This window comes from Acidaminobacter sp. QWL-03 (assembly GCF_058683855.1).
This window is the reverse complement of sequence record NZ_CM178752.1, coordinates 161,165-179,325: the sequence shown is the minus strand read 5'-3', so window position 1 is coordinate 179,325 and position 18,161 is coordinate 161,165. Positions and strand designations below refer to the sequence as shown.

The following is an 18,161-nucleotide window of genomic DNA, read 5'->3' as shown; positions in this document are numbered from 1 at the left end:
CCCCTCCTTACGCGTTTAGCAAGTGAGCGGCAAAACCTCTCATGGCTTCTGCGATCATGTTGTTGATTTCTTCCCTGGAAACGGAAGCACCCTCTGAAGCAGTCTCACCACTGTTTCTCTCGACGACAATGGAGACACCGTCAAACAGGTTTGTCATACGGCCGAGGAACAGGGAGCCTTTGCCAACGATCATCGCGCGGTTGAGGCTGCCCGTCGTCAAATCATCAATGGCAAAGCCGGCATACGGCACGCCGGATGGAATGTGACCCTGTGTCGGCGCCCAGCCGTTCATGCCGTGCTTCTCAACGAATTCGCCAAGCTGCGTGCGATCGAGCTCACCACGTTTGACGCCAATGGCAGCGATCATTTTGTAGTTGGCTTCAGGAACGTCGCCGGCGCCGGCTGGCTTCGTGATGTCTGGGTTCTGCATTTCTACGGAGTACTTATCGATATCCGTGACTTTGAGGTTGCCTTTGTCAAGGGGCATGGAGATCAGCGCTGTGATAACCGCCTGCGGAGAAGAGCCTGTGCCGACGTTGTGCTTGCCGACAAGATCCGTTCTGAGAACCGGGCTGACACCGTCATTTTCAGAAATCAGAAGGGCGAAGCCGCCGAGCACGTCCTCAAGAATAGGGAGGCCTTTCTTGACATGGTCTTTGCCGTTCATGCCAAGCTTGGCAGTAGCGCCGCCTGCGACGATGACGACATTCTTATAAGTGCCGGCCTTAACGAGGGAAGCCGCTGTAATCAGAGCATGGGTAGGTGCCGCGCAGAAGCCTCTGAGGTCGGAACCCGTCGCGTTGACCGCGCCGCCCATCTCAGCAATGGATTTTGCGAAGTTGCCGCCGCCGCGCTGGTTCATGTCGCCGCACGCTTCTTCAGAGCACTCGATGACATAATCAATGGAAAGCGGATCAATGTTGTTTTTCGCGACCAGGTGTTTGAACGCGAGGATGCCGGACGCCTTAACCACGAGGTTTTCGAACATGACGTGGGCATTGAGGTTGACGTCGACATCGTGGGCTTTCTTGACGCAGCCGACGAGCTTGCCGTCATGGTAAATCGCTTCCGCATGGTGGACGTTCACGAGCTCTTCGATCATGGCAAGGGAATCGCCTTCGCCAAGCTTGGCAAGCTCTTCCTGAGTCGCCAGAGGATGTTTTCCGTATTCCGCTTTTGCAAGATCCGTAAAGGACTTCTCGAGTTTGACAAGGTCAAAGACGTCAGAAAACTTCAGCATGGCAATGAATTCGACCTGCGGCATGATCTCGCCGAATTTGCCGAAGCGGCTGCTGCCCGGAACGTCAACGCCGACCCATGGCTTTTCGAGTTCGCCAAGGGCTTCAGGCGTCAGGTTGCCAACATACGTCTGGTTAGGCGCGTAGTTGACCACTTCTTCGAATGTACGAAGATGCTCAGGCACTTTCTTGAGGTATTCTGAATCAGGGTTCATAGCTTTCTCAACGGTTTGAGTTGTTCCATTATGCATAATCATGTCCGGCGTGTGCACGAGCACATAGCCGGCCGCTTTCAATACTGCGTAGGACATTTTACACCTCCGAATAATGTTTAAATAGGTTGAGGATAGAGGCCTGCACTGAACATACCCTTCACCTCAACCTATTCAGGTCAAATTATATTATTTATCAAAGACCGTCTGCTCAGTGACTTCTACAGTCAAAGCATGGAGCGCTTTTTCGACGATACGGCGGCGAAGCTTCTTCTCTTCAGCCGGATCGAGCGCCGGGTTGCCGAGCGGATGCGGAATTGCGATTGCCGGTACGATTCTGTTCGCGCCAACAGTCAGGGAAATTGGAACTACTGTCGCAATGTGGACAACAGGAATACCGGATCTTTCAATAGCTTTAACCATCGTTGCACCGCAACGAGTACAGGTGCCTCACGTCGAAGTGAGGATAACCGCGTCAACGCCATCAGCGATAAGGTCTTTAGTAAATTCCTCAGCAAACTCGTTGGAGTTCTTAACGGAAGTACCATTTCCTGTCGTTGTGTAGAAGTAACGGTAGAGTTCGCCAATCTTGCCTTCCTTCTCGAGGTCACGAAGGACGTCTACAGGAAGTACGCGGTCGGAGTCGTCATTGCAGTAGACCGGGTCATAACCGCCGTGAGCAGTCTCATAAGTGTCGAACGTCAGGTCGGAAATGCTGTCGATGTCATATTTGCCATACTTGGAAGCAGAAGATGACTCGATGCGGTCAGGGTTGCCTTTAGGCACAACGCCGCCGGAAGTAACCAGAGCGATTTTCGCTTTGGAAAGATCCTTGATCGCGTTGCCTGGGACAACGTGATCAAATACCGGCATAGGGTACTCTGTCTCGAAAGGCTGGTCATTCAGCTTGCTGACAAGCATCTCAACCGCACGTTGTGCGCCAATCTTGTCAACGAAGACGTTTCTGCGAATGCCGCGCTCAATGTAGCCTTCTTCAGCTGGTCTGCCGATGGTCGCACCTTCAGCAAGCTTGACAGCGAAGTTAGCGACTGCAGGAACTGCCGTACGCATTGCAGCTGCTGAGTTGCCAGTCTCGATAATGTAGAGGTCCTTGCGGTACATATCGACGCCTGGGTTCTCAATATACATTGCTGTTACAACAGGAATACCGAGCTCATCTTGTACGAACTTGGAGATCGTGCCGCATGCAGCGCCATAACGGCCTGCGTTGAACGCCGGGCCTGCAATCAGCATGCCTGCGTTTTGGGATTTGATCATCTCGAGGATTGTCGCTTTTGCTTCCTCAAGATTTTCGTTGAAATAAGAGTCGCCGCAGATCACTGTAGCAACGATTTCCATATCTTTTCCAAGCTTTTTGAATTCAGCGTTCAGTGCCATGCCGGGACCGACAACGCCTTCTCTCAGCTCAGGTTTCACGTCTGCTTTTTCTTCACCGCCAATGCCCGCGAAGAATTGGTTAATGTAGTGCACAATTCTAATCTTGCTCATAAGCCGCCTCACACTCCTCCGCAAATACTAACGCGGTGGAATAGATTGAGGATCCCTCCCTTCACATTTTTCTGGTTTAAAGGATCGCTGGTATATTACTTTAAAACGGTATTGCCATCAGGTTTTGTACAGTTCGACCGAACTGTGTCATTGCATGGATTTGGTTGTTAATCAGGGTTTTTATCAGGGTTGATAATCAGGGTTTTGGTGTTGCGTTTTGGTACTTTTTATCTCTAAATTATCGGCGCGATTTTAGAGATATTTGCAGTAAGAAGTTCTCATGTTGCTCATCTCAGCAATGATGTCGTCCACGTTGAGGACCATTTCCATCATGCCGATCTGATCTTCGTAGACGTCTGCGTCTACGTCAGCCTTGAACTCAGGCTCTACCGCGTGGTAGACAGAAAGTCCAAGTGCTACGCCTGCAAGGCTTCCTGCAAACGTTGGGTCACCGTTGGTGACGGTCTCAGCTGCAAGACCAGCTGATTCTGCTTCTGCTGCGCCGAAGATCACTACGACATTCTCATGTCCGTACTCATCCGCTAAAGATTTAACCCTGTTCTGATTCTCCAAATCCATGGCCCCTGCAGCCGTTCAGACAAAACACTCTGTTGCGGAATAGACGACTGTTGCCGCGCTATTCGTCTTGACGCATTCTTCGATCGCTTGGCCCGGAACACCGTCGCGGTCGCCAATGATGATCACTTTTTTATTAGCTAAAATGCTCATTCTCGACATCCTTTCAATTTTAAATTCTTTTATATCAGCTTGCTTTGTATTAGAACATTCTTGCAGTGAGCTTGTTGAAGCCAAGCTCGTTGGTAGCGCCCGTAATGACCTGAATCTCAGCAACAATGCTGCCATCCGGTCTGAGGGAGCCGTCAAATCCGCCAGCGATTTTATCCGTGTAATCCAGCATGCCAATGATTTTCTTCATTGGAGGGAGTTCGATGGTCTCATTTGCGTTGCCGCCTGTGACCACTGCGTTTGCAGATGGATCCGCATCTGCGAGGGACTGGGAGGAACCGTCACGGCCAGCGTACTCGTCTGTAACGATAACAGTCTTGACGCCTTCCGCTTCGATTTTCTTGCAGTTCATGATCAGGTCAGTATCCGGGTTGCCGAAACCTTCCTGTGAAACAATAGCGCCGTCAAGGCCGAGGAACTTCGTGAACTTCGCAGTCCAGTTGGAAGATCTCTCTTTGTCAGCGAGGTAAACGTTCTCGTTCGTGATAATGACGCCCATGAAGTTGATGGACTTGCCATGCTCAGCGTAGAGATGCTTGATGATTGGGTTGTTGAGGTGGTGGTAAGAAGTATTCTTGTCGCAAGCTGAAACGCAGTTGCCGCTCAGGATTGCGCCATCCATGACTTCAGTCGGGTAGAGGATTGTAGGCACAATCTTCTTCGCGTCAACGCCATAGACATAAGTGTCGTGGAGAAGACCTTGAGTTTGAAGCATGTAGACATAGCCGACTTTAGGAAGCTCTGGGTACTGAGCTGCTTGTTCAAAGATCGGTTTAGTCTCATAAGTGTGGACGACATCCGGAGTAACCGTTCTGCCGAGTTCACCGATTAAAGTTGCGACTCTGAGACCAGCCATACGTGCAGCTGCTTCGTAGTCGTACTGGTTGATGCCGTCAGCAGGCTCAATGACGAGACAGATGTTGTTTGTTTTGGAGAACGGTGTAAAGTCAGCGCCCGGGCCGGACATATCAATAATGCCCTCCTGGAAGCCTACGATTTTACCACAAGTGACAACTGCAGCGCCCTTAAGTACATGGGTTCTGCCGGAACCAACTGTAGCAACCTTATTAATGACACCTGGGAAGATGCCGCCAGGACCCTCGACCTTAACTCGAGGCTCAATAACATCCTTTACAGGTGTTATGCGGGTTTCTTCACCCGGCTTAGCAAGATCGACCTTACAGCTTTTGATATATTCATTTTCCATGACAAGAGAAACGATCTCATCACGATTAATGAACAGTGTACCGTTTTCGACCTTACTGACGTCGCCAAACTGAACGTCTTTGATTAGAATTTCACCAAGTTCTAAACGCAAAAGGTTCACCTCCTTGTATATTTGAACCGGACCCTCCGGTTACAGACAATGCTCTTCTTTAGAGATTAGCGTCCAGCATTTCTTTGATGCCGGCTTTTGAAGCTTTTTCCTTAGTGACTTCGCCAACTTTTTGACCGCCCTTGTAAAGGGTGATTGTTGGAAGGCCAAGTACTTTTTGAGAGATCGCCAGTCTTCTGGCATTCGTTGTGTTGAGTTTGCAGAATTTGACTTTGCCTTCATATTCCGCCGCGAGTTCTTCCACGTCAGGCATGAGGGCCTTGCATGGCTCACAGCCGTCGCTCCAGTAGTCGACGAGTACAAAACCATCGGCACCAAGCACTTCCTGTTCAAAATTATCTTTGTCCAGTATAAACATGTTTTTCCTCCCTAACCTCTATATAAATACCCACTATGCGTGGAATTTATCCTCTATATATTTCTCTGCCATAACTGCTGCAATCGCGCCGTCTGCAGTTGCGGTCACCACCTGGCGAAGCACCTTCTGGCGAACGTCGCCTGCGGCAAAGACGCCCGGGATATTGGTGTTCATATTCTCATCTGTGATCAGGTAGCCTGTCTGATCCATGTCGAGAACGCCTTTGAAGAGAGCGGTAAGCGGATCGTAGCCTATGAAGACGAAGACGCCCATAGTGCCGTCATCTTCTGATGCAGGAATGTCCACCACTTCGCCGGTCTTGACGTTTTTAACCTTGATGCCTTCGAGAATGCCATCACCGTAAATCTCTTCGACGACAGAATCCATGAGGTACTCGACTTTTTCATTCTTCTTGACTTTTTCGATGATGGACTTCGCCGCTCTGAACTCGTCGCGTCTGTGGACCAGCGTGACCTTTCGCGCGAACTTGGTCAAGTACATGGCTTCCTCGACCGCAGTGTCACCACCGCCGACGCAGAAAACTTCAAGGTCAGTGAAAAAGTCAGCGTCGCAGGTTGCGCAGTAAGAGACGCCTTTACCCGTGAGCTCCGCTTCACCTGGGCATCCGATCTTTTTAGGGGATGCGCCGGTGGCAACGATGACTGCTTTGGCTTTATAAACATCGCCGCTCTCAGTCTCAATTACTTTAAGATCACCGGTAAAATCAATGGACTTAACGCCATCTTTCACACGCTCCGCGCCAAACTCGTCACATTGAGCAACCATGCGCTCTACCAGACTTGGGCCGGTAGCGTGCTCCACTGAACCCGGGTAGTTGGCGACTTCGTCCGTAGTAGCGATTTGGCCGCCTGGCTTTTCCTTTTCCAAAATCACGGTTTTCATCTTTGCGCGAGCAGCGTAAAGACCCGCTGACAGACCCGCAGGTCCTGCGCCGATAATCACGACATCATAGTGCTTTTCCATGCCTGTGCCTCCCATGTTCTAATTTCCTGGTTGTATGGGTTACAAAGCTCACTGTCAAGACTCACACACCGCTTTTGCGATGCTTCCATGGCCAGTTCGCTCTAACCAAACTGATTTATGCTTTCAATGCCGCTTAATATGAGGTTGAGGTCAATCAATCTGAAATCATCGTAAACCTTATCCGAGTAGCGAATGATCTTGGCATCCGCAAGAAACTTTTTTGCTGTGGCAAGGCTTTCTTCAATAATTTGAAGTGACTGAAAATCAAGAACCTCGATCTCAGAAGTCACCGCCACGGACTTGAAGGGTGTCTCATAGGGCTTCACGCTGCCCGACAGCGGATGCGTCAGCAGCCTGTGGCCTTTGTGAATCAAGTTCCTGGCTTCTTCCAGAACGCCGATCAAATCGAAATTTTCCTGATATACGACCTGGGTGAGATTCTTAGTATCACCTGGCTTAAAGCGCTCCTGAACCATTCGGTTGTTGGTGACCAGCATGAATTTCATTTCAGAATCCCTCACTTCCTGTCGTTTTTCCATCCATTTCCATTTATTGAAACAAAAAAGGGAGGAATGCAACAATAACGATGCCATTCCTCCCTCTGTTTAAACCTGAGAGTTTCTTACCTGCGATCTTGATCAGATCACAAAATAATTGCCCCTACGGTGCCTGTTCGGCTTTTCAGAGATCTGTCGAAGCCCGGTCCTTTTGCCTGAAAATTTCACGGTCACTTGGCAGTGACAGCTTGTCCCTTCGGCGATCAATTTAATGATTCTCTCCCTGACTTTTCATCCAGTATATTCAGTTTTAACGCAAGGCACTGCGTCAATGACTTATAGAATTTTCTGATAAAAGATTCGTATTTATTTAACAATCTTTATGTTACATCGTCATTATAGTGCATTCATAAATAAATTGCAACCCCTAAAAAATTTTATGTCATAAAATTAACAACATGTTGAAAGCCTTTATTTTCAACGTGTTGGCGGATTACGAAACAGGTGAATGAATTATTCTTACAGTCGACCTGAAAAATCAGGAAAATTATTTTCTAAAATAGGCAAATGCAACACAACCCGGGCCAGAATGCGTCCCGACCACGGCGCCGACCGTAGAACGATGAATTCCGGAAGGACGAATGACACTCGACGCCACATCGATCATTTCCTCCATGAAGACAGGATCTGCGGCATGGAAGAAGCCTACGTTCTCCTCTGACATCTCCGCCGCGTGTTCCTGGAGGTATTGTTCAAACCATTTCAGTGTCTTATTGCGTCCCCGTACCTTGTCAAGGGGCGCCAAAGCCCCATCCTTGACACAAAGTATAGGCTTGACACTCAGGAGACCGCCAATCACAGCCTGTCCGGCGCTCAGCCGTCCGCCTTTGTGCAGGTAGGTCAGCGTATCGACAAAAATAAGCATCTCGAGCCGCCCCATGAGGTTCTCGCAAGCCTTCACAATGTCTTCCCTGCTCATGCCTTCTCTCGCCATTTCAGCGGCTTTCAGCACAAGGAGGCCCTGTCCGAAGCTGACGAACTTGGAGTCAAGAACCGTAACGCGTCCAGCGCCCGCTTCCTCTGCTGCAGTCACCGCGGCGGAGTAGGTCCCGCTCAGTTTTGAGGACAGCGTAATCACGACGGCTTCATCCCCAGCTTCAGCAACGCGCTCAAAGCACTCTACAAACTGGCCTACGTTAACCTGGGAGGTCGTTGGCAGTGTCTGCGCCGTTTTCAGCTTCTCAAAAAAAGCCTCAGGTGTGAGGTCTATGCCGTCCCTGTAGGAGACCTCACCAAAGTTGACCATCAGAGGCAGCACTTCAATTCCATAGGCTGATTTCAGATCGCCGGGTAAATCAGAAACACTGTCGGTGATGATTTTTACTGCCATTTAAACACCCCTCTAGTTTGAATAATTTTATTATACCGTGTATTTTCAAGTTGCGAAAGCAAAACAAGTCAAAAGCCTCTGCCGATGGCACCCCGCGGCACAATCCCCCAGGCCTCTAGCAGTACACTCTCAAAATAATTGTGCAAAGGCAAATGGATTATAAGCCTGAACTTTGCCAGCAGATTTAACATTCTTTTGCACAGATATTTCAAATTCGATGTACTAAATCAGCCCCGGAAACCCCTGCTGCCTGAGCGCCTCGAACAAAACTATGGCGACCGCATTCGACAGGTTCAAACTTCTTGCGTCTGATGTGTCGCGCATTGGAATACGCATTAAACCTGATTTGTAGGCGTCGTGAATCAGCGGTGGCAGTCCGCGGGTCTCGCTGCCAAAGACTATGACCGCATCCTTTTCATACTCAACTTCGGTGTAAAGCTTCCTGGCCTTTGTGGATGAAAAATAGAGCGGGCGTCCCTGCATGACCTCAAGAAACGCTTCCAGAGATTCATGTACCTTGACATCCACCAAGTGCCAGTAGTCGAGTCCGGCTCTTTTTACGTATTTTTCGTCAATTGAAAATCCGAGTGGCTTAATCAAATGAAGCTTGGCGCCGGTAACCGCGCAGGTCCTGGCAATATTGCCGGTATTGGGAGGAATTTCGGGCTGATAGAGCGCAATTTCAATAGACATAGTCATCTCCTAAAATTTCGTCATGATGCGAAGCAGGAGTGGTCGATGAATCTCCACCGCCTCCTTGGGGCACAGCTCCTGACAGCAGTAGCATCTGATGCATTTCGAAAGATCCACCACTGGGTAGCCTTCCTTGACTGACTTGTCCATAGCAATCGCCTGAGGCGGGCAAAGGCGCCTGCAGTCCCCGCACTTCACACAGAGGCTTGAATCAAAGACCGGACGCGGCTTGAGCATGAGATCCGCGGCATGCTTGATGAAGTAGGGGGCGTGGCCTCTTAAAAATTCAATACTGCGAATGTTCGGCGCTTTAAAATGAGGTATATGGAAGGCTTCAAATGGCGTACCCACAAACACGGCAGGGGCATTTTCCGGGTCCACCAGACCGCGGGCAACAGCTCTCCTCAAAGTCGGTACGTCCTGCGGATCGATCTGAATCAGCTTCACCGCGGTCATGTCCAGCCAGTGCGGATTGTCAGAGGCAAGCACCACCCCCAGCTCGACGGGATCACCGGCGGACGGTCCTGCACCTTCCATGCCTACTATCCCATCCATCAAGGAAAGAACCGGCCTGACGTGCTCACAAACGTCCACCAGCATGTCCGCAAAATCGTCCGGCTCAGGCATTTTAAAGTGATATTCTGCCTTGATCATCCCGGGCACCGTCCCGAACATATTCTTTACAGCGCCGGTAAATTTCATCATGCCGTGAGTTTTAAGCTTAGAGACAGAAATGACTTTGTCAACGTCATTCAAAGCGTCTATCAGGATGAGGCGTTTCAGCAGGTAGCCATCGGCATTTTCCCTTTCTGTACTCTTCACATTCCTATTCAGTTTTACACCTTTCTTTTCAGAGCTTTCCGAACGCTCAGAACGCTCAGAACGCTCAAACCGGTCATAGCCGCAGCCCTTATAGACACTCTCCAGCATTCTCAGCACAAAGGGACCTCCGGGGCTGTCCGCTATGAGGACCTCGCAGCCGAATTCAGCCACGAGATCCGCCAAGGCTTCCACAAAAACCGGGTGGGTCGTCGTCGCCTCTTCGGGCGCTTTTTTCATCAAAAGATTGACCTTCAGCATGACACGCTCCCCGGGTGAAAGGAAAGCCGAAAAGCCCCCAAGGGCATCAACGGCCTCCCGGATGGCTTCCCTCACAAGTCTATAGTCATAGTCGAAGGATTGGCATTTGACCAGCGCGACCTTTGAATTCATGGTTGACCTTCTTTCTTAATTTACATTTTACGGAAGAAACTCGGGGTCAATAGGCGTCAGCCGCAGACACCGAGTTTCACTTCTTTAAGTGTCAGTCTGAGACACTTACGCCAGCCACAGCACCAGGGCCCCAAGGGCAATCCTGTACCAGGCAAAAGGTTTGAAATCATGCTTTTTAATGTAACCCATAAATCCGGCAATGACGACATACGCCACAATAAAGGACACCACAGTCCCCACCGCGAGTAAAATCCACTGCGGCTGAGTTAAGGCCGACTCAAATTTCGCCATTTTGTAAATACCGGCACCGACCAACGTCGGGATGGCAAGATAAAAGGAAAACTCCGCAGCCAGGGACCTTGAAAACCCAATGACAATAGCACCTATAATCGTTGACGCGGAGCGGGACATCCCCGGCACCAAGGCCATACACTGGGCAAGGCCTACAAAAAGCGCCGCCCGGTAGGTGATTTGCTGCTCTTCTCTGACGAGCACCCTGAAATGTTTGTTTTCAATGAACAGCAGCATAATTGCACCGACGACCAACGCAATGGCAACCACAGTTGGATTGAAGAGCACTTCGTCAATAGCGTCCTCAAAAGGGACCGCTATGGCAATCGCCGGCAGGACGGCGAGGGCTACCTTGGACCATCGGGACACATAGGTCTTCATCTCGCCGCGTTTTGGGAAGACTTTGTCCCTGAAATACAAAATGACGGCGAGGATCGCTCCAGTCTGAATCACCACCGCGAAAAGATTGGCAAAGTCACCCTCAAAACTGAGGTAGTTGTTGGCAATGATCAGATGTCCTGTGGAGGACACCGGCAAAAATTCCGTCAGACCCTCGACTATGCCCAGTATTATAGCTTTTACGACGTCCATAAACATAACTTTTTCTCCTTTTGACAAGTCATTGATGCCGCAGCATCACAATATTTTACCGCACCCAAGAAGGGCTGCTGAGGCTGTAAGTCGAAGATTTACAACAATTGGTAGCCCCCAACCACCGTCCGCGTCACGAACTGCTTCTGATACCACGCCAGCACACCCAGTGACCGCAGCTTTTCAATCAACACTGCTTCCTCCAGGGCCTCCGGCATGGCAATCCCCAGAATTGTGCCGCTGTGAGCGCCCACGACGCCATAAGCGCCTACCCTTTCAGCCATTTCCATAATAACCTCGAGATGTGGCTTCATCAAAACCGCCTGATGCTCCAGTACACTGGCAGCCGCAGCCTGAAACACACCTCTGACAGAGCTCTCTCGAATGGCTCTCTCAAATAATCGAAGCGGCCTCTCCGTCTTCTGATCAAGGGCATGCTGCACCGCCTCATCAGACCGGAATGTGTCCGTCACGCAGATGGATGGCGGCTCCAGGACCAGCAGCTTAACATTTTCCAACGTCTTAAAGGTTTCGAGCACCCTCCCTGTCAGATGATCAAAGAGCGTCCAATCCTCAAACATCAGTCCATCACTCGGCTCGATCTCCGCGCTGAGGGCCGCCAGCGTCTCGGCAGGCTGTGGTGCCTCAAACAATTCAAACACCGCTGCCATGACACCACAAAGATCTGAGGTGCTGGACGCATAGCCTTTCCCGGGTGCCACAGGAGAGCTCAGCACCAGCGCCACCTTCGACATTTCACGTTCGGTCAATCCCAGGTGTTTGACGGCGCTCAAAAACCCCGCAGCCGCTTTGGGCTGCAGGTTTGTTTTGCCGATGGTTCCGCTCCCCCCACCCTTGACGAGGCGAGCTTCCACTTCAGTATACAAATTGATGGGCAGCGAAATTAAGGACTCCTTTGCACGATACGGTCCTTGAATCAGCTCCCCGCAGGTCGTGGGCACCTTGAGTCGAACATAAGCTTTTGACATCTTTCAGCTTCCCTAAACATTATTCATTTTGAATCAACAGCGACGACAAGGCTTCGATCAAACGCGCCTGATCCTCATCCCCAAGCACTGCCAGCCGGAAATACCCTTGTCCAAGACCTCTGTAATTGGCGCAGTCCCGGATAAGGATCCCTGAAGCAACAAGTCCCTGTTTTAATGTGTGTTGAAACGGCTCAGCGACTCGAATTAAAAGATAATTTACTTCACCCGGAAAGAGGACGACCGTTTCAAAGGCGGACAAGCTTTGTGACAGCTTCGACTTCAGCCTTTCGAGCTCCGCCCTGGTTTTTTCTATGTACTCAGAATCGTCAAGAACCGCCAAAACGTAAATTTCCGCCAGGGCATTCATGCCCCAAACCGGTTTGACCTGCTGCCAATAAGCCTCAAACACTGGTGAGGACGTAATCAGATAGCCAGCTCTGAGACCTGGTACAGCAAAAAACTTTGTCAGCGAGCGCGTCACAAAGAGAGTCTCCCAGTCTGGGACTTCGCAGGCCATGGACCAGGCGTTTGAGTCCTCATCCGCCAAAAATTCCATGAAGGCTTCATCAGTGAGCAGTGCGCCGCCCCATGACGACAGGCGTTTTAAGGTCTCCCTTAAGACCGCCTTCTCGACGAGCTGGCCTGTTGGATTATTGGGAGACCCCAGCACAACCAGGTCCGGTTTCTGCTGATCAAGAGCGCTGAGAAAAGTCAATCGTTCCAGCTTAAAGTCCGCATCCGAGCTTAAATCAAAATAAACGACCTCCGCAGCATGTGCGCTGGCAGCCTTTTCATATTCGACAAAGGCAGGTGAGATAATCATGACTTTGGAAGGCTTCAGCGCCCTGAAGACGTCGTGAATCGCTTCAATCCCGCCATTGGAAGGATACAGGTGTGCTTCAGTCAAAGCCCCGCCGTGATAGGCTGCGAGCCGCTTCCTGAGCTGAGTGTAATTTGGGTCAGGATATCGCGTCAAAGGACCTCTCTCCGCGTTCAAGGCCGCCATAACTGCGCTAATGCCTTTTGGAGACGGCCCAAGAGGGTTGATGTTGGCGCTGAAATCCACCACTGAGTCCAGGGGAATGCCAGTGCTTTCTTCCAAACTATATGGATTTCCGCCGTGTTCATAGCGCTGCATTGTGATCCCCCTTTTTCATGATGTTACACGATGTGACCTTAAAGGACAAGTCGTATTACGCCCTGCCAAAAAAGAAATGCAAGGATAGAGGCGCCGTAAACCAGCCTGACCGTGGTTTTCAGATGAGCCCGCACAGGACCTTCCACCGGATCCCCCATGGACTTTTTTTCATAGGTGACGCCAAAATAGGTGGCTCTGCCGCCAAGCTGAATGCCAAGAGCCCCTGCCACTGAAGCTTCCGGGTAAGGGCTGTTGGGACTTTCGTGATTGCGTCGATCCCGGATCATGATTCGGGCGGCGCGCTTCCAGTCCAGTCGGAGGATCCAGGCTGCCAGAATCACAAAAAGGCCGCTGAGTCGTGCCGGCAGCCAGGTGGCGAGATCGTCTAGCTTTGCGGCGGCCCAGCCAAAATGAAGGTATTTATCATTCTTGTAGCCCACCATGGAATCCAAAGTATTGACGGCTTTATACGCCATGCCCAACGGGACGCCGCCTATGGCGGTGAAGAAGAGCGGGGCGAGGATGCCATCGGCAAAATTCTCTGAAACGGTTTCGACGCCGCCCTTAATAATGGCGACGCGGTCCAGTTTTGAGGTATCCCGGCTGACCAGCATGGAGAGCTGCTTTCGGGCGGGGTCCAATGGGTCGTCCAGATCCGCGTCAGCGCCCGTCTGAGGTCCTGACTCGGGATGCTGAAGCGTCACCGCGCCCGTCTCTTTCTCTAGCTTAGGCTCAGTCTCAGGCCCAGTCTCAGGCCCAAGGGCGTGATAAAGCTTCATGCCTTCGTCGCAGAGGCTGCGGGTGGCCATCATCTGGAAAAACACCAGCGCCTGCACCGCGAGGCCGACTATAGGGTGCAGCCTGAACGCCAAAGTGACTAATACCAAATAGAACAAGTATACGGGAGCGACGGTCAATAAAACGAGGACGACACCCCGCAGCTTTAAACTGCCGGGTGAAGCGCCCTCTCTCAGAAGCCTCAGTTCCCAAAACCTGACCAGCCGTCCTATATAGCGAATGGGGTGGGGCACATTTACAGGGTCCCCCACCGCCAGATCCAGTCCGTAGCCGATCCAGTATGCCAGCATGCTGCTAACCCAGGATCTCGTAGATCTTATCCATATCCAGGCAGGACTTCAGGAGCTCTGCCAGTTTGTCATACTCTTTATCCTTAAAGTCCTCATAGGTTTCAAGAGGCGCCTGCAACTTGTCGAGACCCTTTTCCTTGCGGATAATGTTCACGAGCGTGCGTGTGAATAAGAGATTGTCAAAAATGCCGTGGACATAGGTGCCTATGATTTTTCCGGTTTCATCCACAGAACCGTCTGCGACTTCCGTGTCGAGGCCAAAGCGGTTGTAGATGTCAATGATGTGCGGCGCGCCCATTCTGCGGTAGGAGTGGCCCATGTGGATTTCATAGCCTTTGAGCTCCATGCCGTTAAGTTCCTCGAAGGCACCGCGCATACCGCTGATGCGGCCGAAGACTTGTGTTGTGGTCTTGATGGTTTCGAAGACGGTGTCGACATCGAGCAGTCCGAGGCCCGGCATTTCATCGATGGTACTCTCAGCGTGATGCGGATCCTGAATGGTTTTGCCGAGGATCTGGAAGCCGCCGCAGAGGCCTATGATCATGCGGCCCTTTCTGTGGAGCTCGTAAATTTGGTCGGCAAGGCCGGAATCTCTGAGGAATTGAAGATCAGACATGGTGGTCTTGGTGCCAGGAATGATCAGGATGTCCGGATCGCCAATGCGTTCGCCCCGCATGACATAGCGAAGGTTGACGTCCTCCTGCATGCCAAACACGTCAAAGTCCGTGAAGTTGGAAACGTGCGGCAGATACAGGACCTCGACGTTGACTTTGCCGTGGCTCTCCGCCTTGACGCGGAAACGCTCGGACAGGCTGTCCTCGTCTTCGATTTTGAGCTCGGTATATGGCACGACGCCAAGGACCGGGATGCCAGTCAGTTCCTCGATCTGTCTGAGGCCAGGCTCGAGGAGCTTCACGTCGCCACGGAACTTGTTGATGATCATACCTTTGACGCGCTTTCGCTCCTCTTCTGAGAGAAGCATGATAGTACCATAAAGGGACGCGAAGACGCCGCCCTTGTCAATGTCGCCTACGAGCAGCACAGGCGCATCCGCGATTTCAGCCATGCCCATGTTGACGAGATCATTTTCTCTGAGGTTGATTTCAGCCGGACTGCCGGCGCCTTCAATGACAATGATGTCATTTTCTGCAGCGAGACCTTCATAGGCGCTGCGCACCAGGGACACCAGCTCCGGTTTTTTAGAATGGTAGTCCACCGCGCCCAGGCTGTCCACCGCCTCGCCCAGGAGAATGACCTGTGCAACCTGGTCTGTGGAAGGTTTGAGCAAAATTGGGTTCATGCGCACATCCGGCTTTTTGCCTGCTGCCTCAGCTTGAACGACCTGGGCTCTGCCCATTTCGCCGCCGTCTTCTGTGATGAACGAGTTGAGTGCCATGTTCTGTGATTTAAATGGCGCCACATTGTGTCCGTCATTTCGAAACACTCTGCAGAGTCCCGTGGTCAAAATGCTCTTGCCCACGGAGGAACCCGTGCCTTGAATCATAATGGGTTTAGCTTTTGGTGCCATCATAACGCCTCCTCTTGGTTACATGGCATCTCGTCTGCCCTCACAGGCGGGCGGATGTCAGTGTTTTTGGATTTTGGGTCTTGAGTGTTGTAAATCTATGGAAGAGCTTTTGAAAGCTTGTTGAACCACTTTGGAAAAATCATTTGCGTTTGGCCTTGTCCGGGTTTCGTGTTTCCCTGCCACACCCAAAGACTTTGGCCGATGGTCTTAAAACGACCGCTCAGGCGCCGGGAATGGGCTCTTCAAATGAACCAGCACCGCGAAGCCGTCAATAAAATCTACAATGACATGGCCGCAGTTGTCAATCTTGTACCGCCAATAGCCTTCCATGGAGCCGTGTAGCCACTCCGTCAGGAGACTTCGGATCACGCCGGCGTGGGACACGATCAGGATGCGGTCCTCTTCTTTGAAATCCTGGCTCAGAGCATTGTAGGCTGCCATGACCCGCTCATGAAAAGTGACCATGGACTCCCCTTCAAGACTGGGGATGTTCAGGTTGTCTGCTTCCCACTGAATTGCGTAGTCGCCGCCCGACGCCATGATCTCCTCGTAGGTCATGCCTTCCCAGGCGCCAAAGTTCATCTCTCTCAGGTCCGGATGAAGCTCAAAGGATTCAGGTTCGGTCCCGGTTGCGATCACAGCGGTTTCCACGGCCCTTTTCAGGGGACTGACGAGAATGCGCGTAAAGGTGTGTTTACTCAGATCCTCGGCGATATGCCGGGCCTGGGCTTTGCCTTTTTCTGAAAGCGACGGATCCGAGAACCCGCAGAAGGTACCTTTGACATTCATCTCCGTTTCTCCGTGTCGTAAAAGGTGAATCTGCATTTTGGGAACTCCTTTATTGCGGAATTGGCTTTGTAGCCAGGTTTGTATTTTGTTTAAAGTGTTATTGAGAAGACATACGTTTAGAGGAATTGAATCATTGCCAGCCAGCCTGCCAGGTAAAACAGTTCTGAAAGCTCATGCCAGGCGCCCAGTGTATCTCCGGTCAAACCGTCAATGCGATTTCGGACGTGTCGGGTGTAGGCCAGGGTGAAGAGCAGGATGCCAGACCAAACCGCGAGCGAAGCCGGAACCAGCAGCCCGTGCAGGATGGCGGCGAGGGTGAGGACGGGGAACAATCGGCTGCCACTCACTTTTCCTATGAACAGATGACCCATGCCCTCTCTTCTGGCATAGGGGCCCAGGTAACAGCTCAGGGCCAGGGCGGATTTCGCGGCTACCGGCATCAGGAGCAGGACGAGCCAGGGTGCGGATTTAGCAGAGTGGGCGGTGTAGAACTCGAACAGCTCGCTCAGAAGCGCGATTTTCAGGAGCAGCCAGGACATCATGGCCAGGGCGCCGTTCGCGCCTATGCGGGAGTCCTTCATGATCTCGAGGACGCGTTCCTTGTCCCGGTTGGAATAAAGGCCGTCAAAAGTGTCCGAAAGGCCGTCCAGGTGCAGGCCGCCCGTCAGAAGGACCTCGGCCAGGACCAGGATGACCGCCAGGAGGAGGGTTCCAATAAGCGGCGACAGGATTATGTAGAGGAGGGTAAGCAGACCGCCTATGACGAGGCCCACAGTGGTGAACCAGACAAAGCCCCTGTTAAAGTCCTCCGCGTCCGCCTGGATCTCAAAGGGCAGCGGCAGGCGCGTAAAAAATTGCAGCATCAATATCAATGATTTCACGTGACGACCTCACTTTTTGAAAGTGGCAGACCAGGGCAGCGCGCGACCGGCTGTCTTTTTCAATGCCGGTTGCGGGGAATTTCCTATGGCTTTGGTGATGGGCGGACTTATTTTATTTTATTTTATTTTGACCGGAATCCCGCTCACCAGGAGCCAAACTTCGTCTGACATGGAAGCTATGGTCTGGTTGACCCGGCCCGCAATGTCCCTGAAGGCTCTCGCCATGGGATTCTCAGGCACAATGCCCATGCCAATCTCGTTGGTGATCAGGACGCCGCTCATTTTTGAGGCTTTAAGCGCTTCCACAATGGCTCTGGCGTGGGCGATGGCCGCATCCTGAATCTCGTTGACTTTGGCCGGATCCGGGTTCTCCCAGTCCACGTCAGGCTCCTCGAGCATCATGTTGCTGACCATCAGCGTCACACAGTCCAGGATGATCCCGTCGTGCTCGACGGCTATGCTCGGGATGACCCGATCTATTTCAAAGTATTTCTCGACGGTAGTCCACTCCTGAGGTCTGGAGCCGCGATGATGCTTGATGCGGCTTTTCATTTCATCATCAAAAGGAATGGCCGTCGCAATATAGGCAATTCTGGAGGCGAGTTCAGCGATGTAGTTTTCCCCAAAGGTACTCTTGCCGCTGCGGGCGCCACCCGTGACGAGTACGATTTTCAAACGATTTCAGCTCCT

General features: G+C 51.6%; 18 protein-coding genes and 1 riboswitch. All 18 genes read right to left on the bottom strand.

Annotated features, from left to right (window positions below; translation table 11 throughout):
* Positions 1-7 precede the first annotated feature (7 nt).
* Complete coding sequence (gene grdC / locus AC4PHM_RS00755) at positions 8-1,549, bottom strand: glycine/sarcosine/betaine reductase complex component C subunit beta (protein WP_492018995.1); 1,542 nt, start codon at positions 1,547-1,549, stop codon at positions 8-10.
* A gap of 90 nt (positions 1,550-1,639) precedes the next feature.
* On the bottom strand, positions 1,640-2,959 hold the full coding sequence (grdB, locus tag AC4PHM_RS00750; RefSeq protein WP_492018994.1) for a glycine reductase complex selenoprotein B: 1,320 nt from the start codon (positions 2,957-2,959) through the stop codon (positions 1,640-1,642).
* A 252-nt stretch (positions 2,960-3,211) separates the two neighbouring features.
* The gene (gene grdA, locus AC4PHM_RS00745) at positions 3,212-3,688 is read right to left on the bottom strand and encodes a glycine/sarcosine/betaine reductase complex selenoprotein A (RefSeq protein ID WP_492018993.1); all 477 of its coding nucleotides are present in this window, start codon (positions 3,686-3,688) and stop codon (positions 3,212-3,214) included.
* A gap of 49 nt (positions 3,689-3,737) precedes the next feature.
* A complete protein-coding gene (locus AC4PHM_RS00740; protein WP_492018992.1) occupies positions 3,738-5,024 on the bottom strand; it encodes a glycine/sarcosine/betaine reductase component B subunit in 1,287 nt (428 codons plus the stop codon).
* A 58-nt stretch (positions 5,025-5,082) separates the two neighbouring features.
* Positions 5,083-5,400, bottom strand: coding sequence for a thioredoxin TrxA (gene trxA / locus AC4PHM_RS00735; protein ID WP_291402606.1), 318 nt, complete (start codon positions 5,398-5,400; stop codon positions 5,083-5,085).
* Between the two features lie 33 nt (positions 5,401-5,433).
* Positions 5,434-6,384: a thioredoxin-disulfide reductase gene (trxB, locus tag AC4PHM_RS00730; RefSeq protein ID WP_492018991.1), complete on the bottom strand. Its 951-nt coding sequence runs from the start codon at positions 6,382-6,384 to the stop codon at positions 5,434-5,436.
* Positions 6,385-6,485: 101 nt separating this feature from the next.
* On the bottom strand, positions 6,486-6,890 hold the full coding sequence (locus AC4PHM_RS00725; RefSeq protein ID WP_492018990.1) for a GrdX family protein: 405 nt from the start codon (positions 6,888-6,890) through the stop codon (positions 6,486-6,488).
* A gap of 184 nt (positions 6,891-7,074) precedes the next feature.
* Positions 7,075-7,176: riboswitch (glycine riboswitch) on the bottom strand.
* A gap of 252 nt (positions 7,177-7,428) precedes the next feature.
* Positions 7,429-8,271 carry a DegV family protein gene (locus AC4PHM_RS00720; RefSeq protein ID WP_492018989.1) on the bottom strand — a complete coding sequence of 281 codons (843 nt, stop codon included), beginning with the start codon at positions 8,269-8,271 and terminating at the stop codon, positions 7,429-7,431.
* Between the two features lie 222 nt (positions 8,272-8,493).
* On the bottom strand, positions 8,494-8,964 hold the full coding sequence (locus AC4PHM_RS00715) for a tRNA (cytidine(34)-2'-O)-methyltransferase (RefSeq protein WP_492018988.1): 471 nt from the start codon (positions 8,962-8,964) through the stop codon (positions 8,494-8,496).
* A 9-nt stretch (positions 8,965-8,973) separates the two neighbouring features.
* A complete protein-coding gene (locus tag AC4PHM_RS00710; RefSeq protein WP_492018987.1) occupies positions 8,974-10,176 on the bottom strand; it encodes a DUF362 domain-containing protein in 1,203 nt (400 codons plus the stop codon).
* A gap of 105 nt (positions 10,177-10,281) precedes the next feature.
* Positions 10,282-11,064: an undecaprenyl-diphosphate phosphatase gene (locus tag AC4PHM_RS00705; RefSeq protein ID WP_492018986.1), complete on the bottom strand. Its 783-nt coding sequence runs from the start codon at positions 11,062-11,064 to the stop codon at positions 10,282-10,284.
* Between the two features lie 92 nt (positions 11,065-11,156).
* Positions 11,157-12,047 carry a GHMP family kinase ATP-binding protein gene (locus AC4PHM_RS00700; protein WP_492018985.1) on the bottom strand — a complete coding sequence of 297 codons (891 nt, stop codon included), beginning with the start codon at positions 12,045-12,047 and terminating at the stop codon, positions 11,157-11,159.
* A gap of 19 nt (positions 12,048-12,066) precedes the next feature.
* Positions 12,067-13,185 (bottom strand): pyridoxal phosphate-dependent aminotransferase, encoded by a 1,119-nt coding sequence (locus tag AC4PHM_RS00695; protein WP_492018984.1) that lies wholly within the window; start codon positions 13,183-13,185, stop codon positions 12,067-12,069.
* Between the two features lie 38 nt (positions 13,186-13,223).
* Positions 13,224-14,273: an adenosylcobinamide-phosphate synthase CbiB gene (gene cbiB / locus AC4PHM_RS00690; RefSeq protein WP_492018983.1), complete on the bottom strand. Its 1,050-nt coding sequence runs from the start codon at positions 14,271-14,273 to the stop codon at positions 13,224-13,226.
* 4 nt (positions 14,274-14,277) lie between these two features.
* Positions 14,278-15,804 (bottom strand): cobyric acid synthase, encoded by a 1,527-nt coding sequence (locus AC4PHM_RS00685; protein WP_492018982.1) that lies wholly within the window; start codon positions 15,802-15,804, stop codon positions 14,278-14,280.
* 204 nt (positions 15,805-16,008) lie between these two features.
* Positions 16,009-16,626: a histidine phosphatase family protein gene (locus AC4PHM_RS00680; RefSeq protein WP_492018981.1), complete on the bottom strand. Its 618-nt coding sequence runs from the start codon at positions 16,624-16,626 to the stop codon at positions 16,009-16,011.
* 80 nt (positions 16,627-16,706) lie between these two features.
* Positions 16,707-17,471, bottom strand: a complete 765-nt coding sequence (gene cobS, locus AC4PHM_RS00675) for an adenosylcobinamide-GDP ribazoletransferase (protein ID WP_492018980.1) — start codon at positions 17,469-17,471, stop codon at positions 16,707-16,709.
* A 117-nt stretch (positions 17,472-17,588) separates the two neighbouring features.
* Positions 17,589-18,146 (bottom strand): bifunctional adenosylcobinamide kinase/adenosylcobinamide-phosphate guanylyltransferase, encoded by a 558-nt coding sequence (gene cobU, locus AC4PHM_RS00670; protein WP_492018979.1) that lies wholly within the window; start codon positions 18,144-18,146, stop codon positions 17,589-17,591.
* Between the last annotated feature and the right edge of the window lie 15 nt (positions 18,147-18,161).